The 10,034-nt window shown below is 61.1% G+C and carries 7 protein-coding genes and 2 pseudogenes; 4 read left to right on the top strand and 5 right to left on the bottom strand.

Annotated features, from left to right (window positions below):
* Positions 1–36: 36 nt before the first annotated feature.
* The 4 genes from uraD to AF71_RS20440 form a co-directional block, all read right to left on the bottom strand.
* Positions 37–534 (bottom strand): 2-oxo-4-hydroxy-4-carboxy-5-ureidoimidazoline decarboxylase, encoded by a 498-nt coding sequence (gene uraD / locus AF71_RS20425; RefSeq protein WP_169682804.1) that lies wholly within the window; start codon positions 532–534, stop codon positions 37–39.
* Positions 534–1,457 carry an allantoinase PuuE gene (puuE, locus tag AF71_RS20430; RefSeq protein ID WP_018857514.1) on the bottom strand — a complete coding sequence of 308 codons (924 nt, stop codon included), beginning with the start codon at positions 1,455–1,457 and terminating at the stop codon, positions 534–536. Before puuE ends, uraD begins: the two co-directional genes overlap by 1 nt.
* Before the next feature lie 99 nt (positions 1,458–1,556).
* Positions 1,557–2,279 carry a DUF1045 domain-containing protein gene (locus tag AF71_RS20435; protein ID WP_018857513.1) on the bottom strand — a complete coding sequence of 241 codons (723 nt, stop codon included), beginning with the start codon at positions 2,277–2,279 and terminating at the stop codon, positions 1,557–1,559.
* A gap of 113 nt (positions 2,280–2,392) precedes the next feature.
* The gene (locus AF71_RS20440) at positions 2,393–3,571 is read right to left on the bottom strand and encodes an FAD-binding oxidoreductase (protein ID WP_018857512.1); all 1,179 of its coding nucleotides are present in this window, start codon (positions 3,569–3,571) and stop codon (positions 2,393–2,395) included.
* On the opposite strand from AF71_RS20440, the pseudogene mnmD reads away from it, so the two are divergent.
* A pseudogene (gene mnmD, locus AF71_RS20445) lies at positions 3,570–4,286 on the top strand (tRNA (5-methylaminomethyl-2-thiouridine)(34)-methyltransferase MnmD). The gene AF71_RS20440 and the pseudogene mnmD sit on opposite strands and share 2 nt — an antisense overlap.
* On the opposite strand, the gene AF71_RS20450 reads toward mnmD, so the two are convergent.
* Positions 4,276–7,122 (bottom strand): response regulator, encoded by a 2,847-nt coding sequence (locus tag AF71_RS20450; protein WP_018857510.1) that lies wholly within the window; start codon positions 7,120–7,122, stop codon positions 4,276–4,278. The pseudogene mnmD and the gene AF71_RS20450 overlap by 11 nt on opposite strands.
* Positions 7,123–7,405: 283 nt before the next feature.
* Here AF71_RS20450 and AF71_RS20455 point away from each other — a divergent pair, with 283 nt between their 5' ends.
* From AF71_RS20455 to AF71_RS20465, 3 genes and pseudogenes are all read left to right on the top strand, one after another.
* Positions 7,406–7,792: a hypothetical protein gene (locus tag AF71_RS20455; protein ID WP_082728539.1), complete on the top strand. Its 387-nt coding sequence runs from the start codon at positions 7,406–7,408 to the stop codon at positions 7,790–7,792.
* A gap of 321 nt (positions 7,793–8,113) precedes the next feature.
* Complete coding sequence (locus AF71_RS20460; protein WP_169682806.1) at positions 8,114–9,796, top strand: DEAD/DEAH box helicase; 1,683 nt, start codon at positions 8,114–8,116, stop codon at positions 9,794–9,796.
* 87 nt (positions 9,797–9,883) lie between these two features.
* Positions 9,884–10,034 (top strand): annotated as a pseudogene (locus AF71_RS20465) (IS5/IS1182 family transposase); the annotation flags it as partial.

Here is a 10,034-nt window from a genome sequence, read left to right on the forward strand (position 1 = left end):
GGCGCAAAAGAGAAAAGCACCAAGGAGCTGCCTGTCTCAACGCCCCGGCAGTATCATCTCAAGGCGCAGAAACGCGATACGCTCGACCTGTGCGGTGGCTGTTTCGAACTCTTCATCGCGCGTGTTGTCGATGCGCTTTTCGAAGGCAGCCAGAATGTCATCCTTGTTCAGGCCCTTAACCGCGATGATGAAGGGAAAGCCGAACTTTTCGACATAGGCCGTGTTGAGCTCGGTGAAGCGGCCATGTTCCGCGGCGCTCAGCCGATCGAGCCCGGCGCCTGCCTGCTCTTTCTTGCTGTCTTCGGTAAGCTCACCCGCTATCGCGAGACGTCCGGCAAGATCGGGATGGGCACTCAGCACGCCGAGCCGCTCCTCCGGACTCGCCGCCCGGAAGATGGCGACGAGCGCCGTGTGGACACGATCCACCGTCAGTTCGTCGCCGACGAAACCGTCGTCATAGGCACGCTCGGCAATGAACGGCGAATGTTCAAAGACACCGCCGTAGCGTGACACGAACTCGTCCCGCGAAAGCATCAGATTGTCTCCGGCTTGTGGTGGGCATGCCAATGCTGCGCGATCTCGATTCGCCTGGGTATCCACACCTTGTCGTGCTTCAGCACATATTCGATGAAGCGTTTCAACGCTGCGGCGCGACCGGGACGACCGACGAGACGGCAATGCAGGCCAACCGACATCATCTTCGGGCTGCCGGCCTTCCCCTCTTCATACAGCGTATCGAAGGCATCCTTGAGGTAAGTGAAGAACTGATCGCCGGAATTGAAGCCTTGCGGCGTTGCAAAGCGCATGTCGTTCGTCTCGAGCGTATAGGGTATGATCAGGAACGGGTTGTCATCGACACCCTTCACCCAAAACGGCAGATCGTCGGCATAAGAGTCAGAGGAATAAAGGAAACCGCCCTCTTCCATGACGAGGCGCAGCGTGTTGTCCGAAGGCTTGCCTTGGTACATTCCGTAGGGACGTTCGCCGGTCAGTTCCGTGTGGAGGCGCACGGCTTCCTGGATATGCTTGCGCTCGACGTCTTCCTGGAAGTCCTTGTACTCAAGCCAGCGGTACCCGTGGCTGGCGATCTCCCAACCGGCTTCCTTCATGGCCGCGACCGCCTCCGGGTTGCGCGCCATAGCAAGCGTCACCCCATAAACGGTGGCCTGAACCTTGAGCTCCGTGAACATGCGCCACAAGCGCCAGAACCCGGCGCGCGAGCCATATTCGTAAATCGATTCCATATTGAGGTTTCGCTGACCCGGCCAGGACGCGGCACCTACAATTTCCGACAGAAGGTTTTCGGAGGCAGGATCGCCATCGAGAATGCAGCTTTCGCCGCCTTCTTCGTAATTGATAACGAACTGAACGGCCACGCAGGCATCGCCCGGCCACTTCGGGTCGGGCGTGTTGCGACCGTAACCGATCAGATTGCGCGGATAAGTTTCGGATACCATGAAATCACCTTCCTGAAAGTCGGCGAAACGGTAGCATCCAGAGAAGGAATGTCGAGACGGAAAGTACGCAACAGAGTTTTGCCTTTGCGGCGCAAACTCTTAGGCCAGTGTAGGAACACGATCTCGACGTGCGCTGACCTTGCCCATCGGATGCAGCGAATGCACGCTAAACGGCCCGCCATTCCCCTCTTCGACCATCAGCGCGACATTGGCGACCTTGACGGGATCGGCGAGGACTGGCTCGAAGGCGTTCCGAAGCGCCTGCTCGACCCGTGGCATGTCGCAGTGGCTGACAGGACCGGTCAGCGGCATATGAAAGCGAAACTCGTCCATCACAAAAGGGCTGCCCCAGCGATACAGATTGGCGAACTGCGCCGCCGACAGGCCACCCGGGTCCGTCCGCTCGATTTCTGCCTCGCTCAACGGCGCCCGGAATCGGTCGAACTCTTGAACGACGGCACTGGAAAGATAGTGGACATGTTCGCAAGGCCGCGACGGAACGAGACTGTAGAATACACCGAGCCTCGCCACCTCAAGCTGATGGATGTGAAACGGCGTCAGCGTTCCACAGAAGCGCATCAGATCCCGCAGAAGTTGCGCCTCCGTTACGTCAGCGGCGAGGCGGAAGGGCGCCTTCAGAACACCTTGGAAGCCATAGCGGCGCGGTAGCGCCGTATGGAAGGCAATCTCGTGAATGCTCAGGCCGCGGATCGCTGTCGGCTCGACCATCTCGCCAGAGAACACGTTTCGACCCAACCAGTTTGCAGCCACGTGCGAAAGCGGGTCGCTCGCAGCGGGTGTAAAGCAAATGGCATAGCGCATCCAATTTCCTCCGTCGAACAAACGGCACAGCCCTCCGTCGGCGCCGCGGTTGCGCTAGCAGATAGGTGATTTGCATGACAGAATAACGAAAGGCAGGAGGTGCTAATTCACGTTTAGCGTGAAGCGACGCAGATGTGATTGGCGAGCAAGAAGCTTTCCGGCAGCGCGAAGGGCGGCTGGCGGCCGGCCGCGAGGTGGATCGCTGCCGCAGCCAGACGGTGCGCCAGGCCGAAGCTGACCTTGAAGCCGCCGGTCAATGCGATCAGGCCGGCATGGTCGGGATGGACGCCGATCATCGGATCACGATCGATCGCTTTCGGCCGCAGACCGGCCCACCGCTCAACAACGGGCGCGCCTCGCAACGCCGGCACCAATTGGGCAGATGCCTCAAGCAGCGCGTCGAGCTGCTCGTCCGTCGAGAATGGTTCGTCGAAGCGATTCTCGCTGGTGCTGCCGACGGCGACATGGCCGCCCTCATGCGCAACGATATACAGCCCGTCGCGAAAGATCGTCGGCAAGGACGGGGCTATGTCGACTTTCAGCAGGGCTGCCTGGCCTTTGACGGGCTGGCCCAGCGGCTTCACAAGGCCACCGGTATACCGCTGCAGCAATGGAAAGGATTGGTGGCCGGCAGCGACAATGCACTGTCTGAAAGCAATGTCACCTGCACTGGTAATCGCAACCTTGCGCTCAAGAGCGAGATCATCGACCGAAACGTTTTCGGTAACGCGGACGCTCCGTGCGTCGCGCAGTGATGCCGCTAGGAGCGCGATGAGCGACCGCGGCGCGACTCTGGCGGCAAGCGTGTCGTGCACGAAGCCGCTTTCACCTGCCGCTGCGTCCAGCCAGTTGTCCTGGGGAGGCTTGTCGAGCACGCGCCAGTGGTAGCGCTGCTCGCCGGCGATCCAGCGATGCTTGGCATCCCGGGAATGACCGAGCGCGATCTCGCGCAAATGCGGCTTCGGCAGCGGAATGAGGCGGCCCGAGCGCCGATAGCCGGCGGAAAGACCGGTCTGCCGTTCCAACGCTGCAATCTCCGCCTCCAGAGAAACGAGCGCATCGAACTGAAATTGCTTCTTGGCATTCCACTTGTCCGGCATGTGCGGCATCAGCGCCCCGAGCAGGCCGCCGCTCGCGCCGTGACCAAGCCGGCCGGCTTCGATGAGCCATGCATTGATGCCCAGGCGTTCCGCCTGAACCGCTGCCCATAGCCCCATGATACCGCCACCGATGATCAGCAGGGCAGTCGATGATTGACCGGAACGCGCGGTCGGACTATCGGCTTTTGGCATGACAGATACTGATCCCGAAAAGAGTGCTGGCCTCCACCAGCCGCTGGAGTGGCGCGACGGCGATATGCCCTATTCACCGGCCTTTGGCGACCATTTTTATTGCCAGACCGATGGCCGGCTGGAATGCGGACACGTTTTCCTCGCCGGCAACGGTCTGCCGCAGCGCTGGCAGGATAACGGCGACTTCCTGATCGGTGAGCTCGGCTTCGGCACAGGTTTGAATTTCGCCGAAACGTGGCGGCAATGGAAACTCTTTCGGCGCAACGGGCAGCAACTACACTTCATGTCGTTTGAACTTTATCTGATGCGGCGTGGGGAAATCGACCGTGCGCTTTCTCATTGGGCCGAGATCGACATCGAGCGGCAAGCCCTGGCGGCCGCCTGGCCGGAAACGCCGGAAGCAAGCGTCTTCCTGCGGCTCGATGACCAGACGTCGCTCAGCGTTATCCGCGGCCATGCTCTCGAAGGCGTCGCGGCCGCGCAAGCCGGCTTCGATGCCTAGTATCTCGACGGCTTCGCCCCATCGCGCAATGCCGACATGTGGTCTGAGGAATTGATGCGCCTCGTCTGCGAGAAGACGAAGCCAGGCGGAACCTTCGCGACCTATGCGGCGGCCGGCTTTGTCCGACGAAACCTGATCGCCGCCGGCTTTGCGGTGGAGCGTCGTGCCGGCTTTGCCGGAAAACGCGAGATGCTCTGCGGCATCAAATCCTAGACCCCGCGTGCTGCTCGCTCGCGCGCAGCCACAGCGCAAGCTTCTCTTCGAGCAGTTCCGGGCTGATCGGTTTTGACATGTAATCGTCCATTCCGGCGTCCAGGCAGAGATCGCGGTCGACCTCCAGCGTATGCGCCGTCACTCCGATGATCGGCACGCGATGACCTTGTACGCGTTCGCGATCGCGTATTGCGCGCGTCGCGTCGTGGCCGTTCATGACAGGCATCGAGACATCCATCATGATGATGCGTGGTGCGCAGCGATCCCATGCCTCGACCGCCTCCTCGCCGTTGCCGACGACGAGAAAACTGAGGCCGGTTTCCTGCAATATCTGCGTAAAGACGATCTGGTTGACTTCGTTATCTTCCGCAACCAGCACGTCGATGAACTCCGCCGGCGGCCATTCGGAAGGCTCAGCTTTGGCGAGCGGAGGCGGCGCTGCCTCCGGAACCGTCTTCCCCGCCGCAGCGATCTGTTTCGTGCGACTTGCCCGCACGACGTCAACGATGGTGTTTCGCAGCACGTTGGCCCGCGCCGGCTTCATCAAATAGGCTTGACCGTTAAGCGCGGCGAACTCTTTCTCCGTCCCGGAAATGTCCATTGAGGTCAGGAAGATGATCGGCAGCCGTTCAAAGCGGCTGTCGGCGCGCAGCTTCCGTGCGATGTCGGCGCCGTTCATGCCCGGCATCTGGTAATCCAGCACGACCGCATCGATCTCGATGCCCAACTCGTTCGCTGCGGCGATTATTGCCATGGCCGCCGGTCCGTCCTCGGCGGCGGCCCCATCGAAGCCCCAGAGGTCCAGCTGCTCGGCCAAAATCTGTCGGTTGACCGCGTTGTCGTCGACGATGAGAACGCGCGCACCCGTCACGTTGACCGGCAAGGGCTTTGGAGCAAGGCGCGCCGCTGCCACGGTGAGAGGCAGGTTTACCGTAAAGACCGAGCCCTCCCCCGGTTCGCTGTCCACCTCGAGGTAGCCGCCGAACAAGTCGACCAGCCCTGCCGTGATGGCAAGGCCAAGCCCGGTTCCCTCATGGCGACGCGTGGAGGATGAGTCGATCTGCGAGAACTTGTCGAAAATGGAGTCGAGCTTGTCGCCCGGGATGCCGATGCCGGTATCCTCGACCCGGATGCGCGCCATGATTTCGTCTTCCGCGCCCGGCGTAAAGCCGACGTCCACAAGGACGTGACCGCGCTCGGTGAACTTTATGGCATTGCCGACGAGATTGGCGATGATCTGGCGGAAGCGGCCGGCGTCACCGATCACGGCCGACGGCAAATCGGGTGCCGCGCGCACCAGCAGCTCTATGTTCTTCTCAGCCGCCGGCGAAGACAGGAGCGTTGTAACGTCCTCGATAGCCTCGACCAAATCGAACGTCGTGCGCCTGAGGGTCATCTGGCCGGCGTCGATCTTGGAGAAGTCGAGAATGTCGTTGATAATCGTCACCAAGGCGTTGCCCGACTTGGCGATGATATCGATGAACGTCTTCTGGCGCGTGTCGAGATTGGTCTTCGCCAGCAATTCGGCCATTCCGAGAACGCCGTTCATCGGCGTTCGGATCTCATGGCTCATATTCGCCAGGAACTCCGACTTGACGCGATCGGCGGCTTCCGCCCGGGATAGCAACCGCTCAAGCTCGGCCTCACGCTGCTTCGCTTCGGTGACATCGGTGAACAGCGCAACCCAGTGCTGCCGCTCGCTGATCGTCGCATCCAGGTTAACCCAGCGCTCTCCGGCGACATGGAACGGCGTCGAAATCGGCTTCTTGGCCGCGATCTTATCGCGCCAGCTCTGCAGGATTTCATCTTCCTGCCCGTTAAAGTCGCCACGTTCGGCGCAAAACCGGAACAGATCGATCCACCCCCGTCCAACTGCGAGATATTCAGGTGGTATGGCGAGGATCTCGCTGAGTGGCTCGCTGGCAAGCAGGATGTTGCCGTCCTGAACGATCAAGAGGCCCTGCGACATCGCCCGTGTCGCGTCCTCCATCAAGTCGCCGAGATGCGCGAGAGCCGCCCGCGTTTCGTGAATTTCCTTCTCCCGCTGGCGGACCGCAGTGACATCAGTATAGGAAAGCAGGACGCGACCGTTGGAAAGGCGGCCGCCCTCGAACAGGACCCGCTTGCCGTTAACCCAGCCCAGTTCTATTGGCGGCTGCTGTTCCGCAGCAAAATGCTTCTCGCGCCGGGCAAGGATCTGCTCCGGCGTGAGCCTGTCCCCATAGCGACCGAGTTGGTGATTGCGACGGATGACGTCGATGAAGGCCAAGCCGTCGAAGCGGTCGTCACGTGGTAGATCCCAGACATCGTAGAACTCGTCATTGGCGTAGAGGACGTTGCGCTCTTCGTCGAGGATCATGACACCGACTGGGAGAGCACGAAGAATGCCTTCAAGATCGTCCGTCAGCGCCCGGCTGCGAGCCAAGTCGGATGCCGAAAGGGTCGGCTTGGCCCCTGTCAGCTGATCGCCGCCGTCTTGATGTGGAGCTGTCCTTTCAAAAATACCGAGCACATAGACGCGGTCTTCGGACGGCGAGAAACTCTCGATCCGCACCCGCTCGCGCCCGAAGCCCCTGCTGTCCAAACAAACGGCACTTTCCTCACTCGCGAAGACGAGCGCGCGCCGCTCCTTGTCTTCGCGGGCCTCCTCTTCCGGCGTATCGATAAGTTCTCGGCTCCGGCAGCCGATGAAATCAGGGATCTCCCTTCCGAAGAAGGATGCATAGGCCTCGTTGACGGCCACATAGCGAAGCTCGCTGTTCTTGACATAGGCGGGGCGCTCCAGATCCGCGATCCGCCGGCAGGCCAGCTCGAGAAGGTCCCCGCTCGATGTCAAAGTTGGTCCTCAGTCAGGAAAAGCTTACTCATCGAGCAAGTATAACGGGCGCTCTTTAACAACCCTTTAACCATAATGCAGCGGCACCCTGCAGGACGCAGGTAACCTGTGCTCTAGCGCCGGCGCGGCCGCTGCGATGCAGCAGTTCAAACCGAATAAACCCTGCGGAACTGTGGTATAGTTTCACTCGTTTCTAAAATGAACTCGTTCAGTTGGCCCGTATACCCGAACGGTTTCGCCTGACGGCTTCAGGAACAAGCATCGTCTACGAAAGGAGACGACCATGTCCGTACTTCATAAAAGCATGGCGGCGGGCTTAATGGCATTGACCCTGACGGGTACAACCCTCATCCCGGCAACGCCCGCGAACGCCAATCATGACTTCTGGGGAGGCGTTGCCGTTGGAGCAGTCGGCGGCCTGCTGCTGTCGCAGGTTGGGCGCCCCTACGCCTATTACGGCTATCCGGGCCCATACTATCGACCGTACTATCGGCCGTATTACAGGTCCTACTATAGGCCGTACTACCAACCCTATTATGGGGGCTACTACAGGCCGGCATATCGGAGCTATTACAGGCCTTATTCGCGGTACTACTACGCGCCTCGGTGCCATATCGTATGGCGGCACAACGGTTGGGGCGACGCTTACCGGACACGGGTCTGCTACTGAGAACGGCGCTGGCATAGGGTGTCGCTGCGGTGGGCGTTGAGCCTGTGCTCTTGACTTTTGGCCCCAACTAGACCAAATGCAGGCCAGCTTTCACCTTCCGGCCGCCGCGTGAGCGTGCCCCTGCCAGCAAATAGGAGCAGGAAGAAGGGCAAAAGCGCATTTCGTACAGGCCGCATCCCAAGACGCGGGCAAGAAGCGCTGGAAAGCTTTTTCCAACAAGACAAGTTCCCACTTCACGCGGGGTTCTTGACGCCAGAATGACACCGGGCCGCATTTTGCGATCCGGCCGATTTTTTTGGCGCGCCCTAAAAAGGTTATGACTTGACCAATTTTGAATCGCTTGGCATCTCCAAGCCGATCGTCGCCACACTTTTCCAGCTCGGCATCGAAAAGCCGACCCCCATTCAGGAAAAGGCGATCCCGCTTCTTCTCGAAGGCCGCGACCTTATCGGCCTTGCTCAGACAGGCACCGGCAAGACGGCCGCCTTCGGCCTGCCGATCATCGAAAAGATCATCCCTGAAGAGCGGCGTCCGGACAACCGTACCACCCGTACGCTGATCCTCGCCCCAACCCGCGAACTGGTGAACCAGATCGCCCAGAACCTTAAGAACTTCCTGCGCAAGTCGCACCTGCGCATCAACGTCGTCGTGGGCGGCGTCTCGATCAACAAGCAGCAGCTGCAGCTCGAAAAGGGCACCGACATCCTCGTTGCCACGCCCGGCCGCCTGCTCGACCTCGTCGCCCGCCGCGCCATCGGCCTCACCGCCGTACGCTACCTCGTTCTCGACGAGGCCGACCAGATGCTCGACCTCGGCTTCGTCCACGACCTGCGCAAGATCGCCAAGATGGTGCCGAAGAAGCGCCAGACGATGCTGTTTTCGGCAACCATGCCGAAATCGATCGCCGAACTCGCCGGCGAATACCTGACGGACCCGGTCACCGTCGAAGTGACACCTCCGGGCAAGGCTGCCGACAAGGTCGAGCAGTATGTCCACTTCGTCAACGGCAAGAACGACAAGACGGACCTCCTAAAGAAGTCACTCACCGAGAACCCTGACGGACGCGCGATCGTCTTCCTGCGCACCAAGCACGGCGCCGAGAAGCTGATGAAGCACCTCGACCACGTTGGCTATTCGGTCACTTCCATCCATGGCAACAAGAGCCAGGGCCAGCGCGAGCGCGCCCTCAAGGCCTTCCGTGACGGCGACGTCAAGACGCTGATTGCGACCGACGTTGCCGCCCGCGGCATCGACATCCCGGCCGTCAGCCACGTCTACAACTACGACCTGCCGGAAGTTCCGGATGCCTACGTCCACCGCATCGGCCGTACGGCCCGCGCTGGTCGTGACGGCATCGCGATCGCCTTCTGTGCACCTGACGAAACCCGTCTCCTGCGCGACATCGAACGCCTGATGAACATCAACATCGCTGTAGCCAGTGGTGAAGCGCCTGCCAACATGAACGCCACTCCGCGCCGCGGCAATGGCAGTGGCAACAGCAATGGCAATGGCGGCAACCGCGGCCAGGGTCGTGGTGGTGAAAACCGTGGCGGTGAGCGCCGTGGCGAAGGCCATCGTGCAGGTGGCCGCCCGGAGCGTCGTCCGCGCCCTGAAGCTGGCGACGAAGTCCGCGCCAACAATGAGGAGCGCCGCGAGCGTCGTCCGCGTCCTGAGCGCCAAACCCAGCGCAACGAAGACTTCCGCGGCCAGCGCCGTGGCGAGGCTACGCCGATGACGTCCGGCCCCGACAACGATCTGGCGGCAACGTCGGACTTCCGTCCGGCCCGCAAGCCGCAGCGCCCCCAGCATGGCAACCATGCCAATGGCGAGAACCGTCATCATCCCGGCGGCGGCGCCCGCAATGCGCACGGCCGCCCGGCCCGCAAACACGGTGAAGATCGTGGCGCGCAGGCCCACGGCGGCGAACGTCGCGAAGGCAACGGCGGAAACCGTCGCGGCGGTCCGTCGCGCGGTGGCAACGGTCAGCGCCGTGAACGCGCCTAATTGAAAAAAGAAAGGGCGGGAGAAATCCCGCCCTCAGATTGCTGACAAACCCCTGGCACCGTCTGGGGGTTTGTGATTCATTGGGACATGTTGAAGAAACCTGCCCCCACCCAGACGGCTCTTGAGATGGTGACGCTCGACAGTCTGGTGCCGAAGGATCACCTGCTGCGCAAGATCGACGCGGTGATCGACTTTTCCTTCATCCATGATCGTGTTGCGGGGCTTTATTGCGCCGACA

Origin of the sequence: Rhizobium sp. 57MFTsu3.2, from assembly GCF_012932765.1 — a bacterium.
In the GTDB taxonomy this organism is placed as follows: domain Bacteria; phylum Pseudomonadota; class Alphaproteobacteria; order Rhizobiales; family Rhizobiaceae; genus Rhizobium; species Rhizobium altiplani.

What these genes read in the sequence shown, in the direction of transcription:
- uraD (WP_169682804.1), bottom strand. Translation starts at nt 534, where the DNA reads ATGCTTTCGCGGGACGAGTTCGTGTCACGCTACGGCGGTGTCTTTGAA.
- puuE (WP_018857514.1), bottom strand. Translation starts at nt 1,457, where the DNA reads ATGGTATCCGAAACTTATCCGCGCAATCTGATCGGTTACGGTCGCAAC.
- AF71_RS20435 (WP_018857513.1), bottom strand. Translation starts at nt 2,279, where the DNA reads ATGCGCTATGCCATTTGCTTTACACCCGCTGCGAGCGACCCGCTTTCG.
- AF71_RS20440 (WP_018857512.1), bottom strand. Translation starts at nt 3,571, where the DNA reads ATGCCAAAAGCCGATAGTCCGACCGCGCGTTCCGGTCAATCATCGACT.
- AF71_RS20455 (WP_082728539.1), top strand. Translation starts at nt 7,406, where the DNA reads ATGTCCGTACTTCATAAAAGCATGGCGGCGGGCTTAATGGCATTGACC.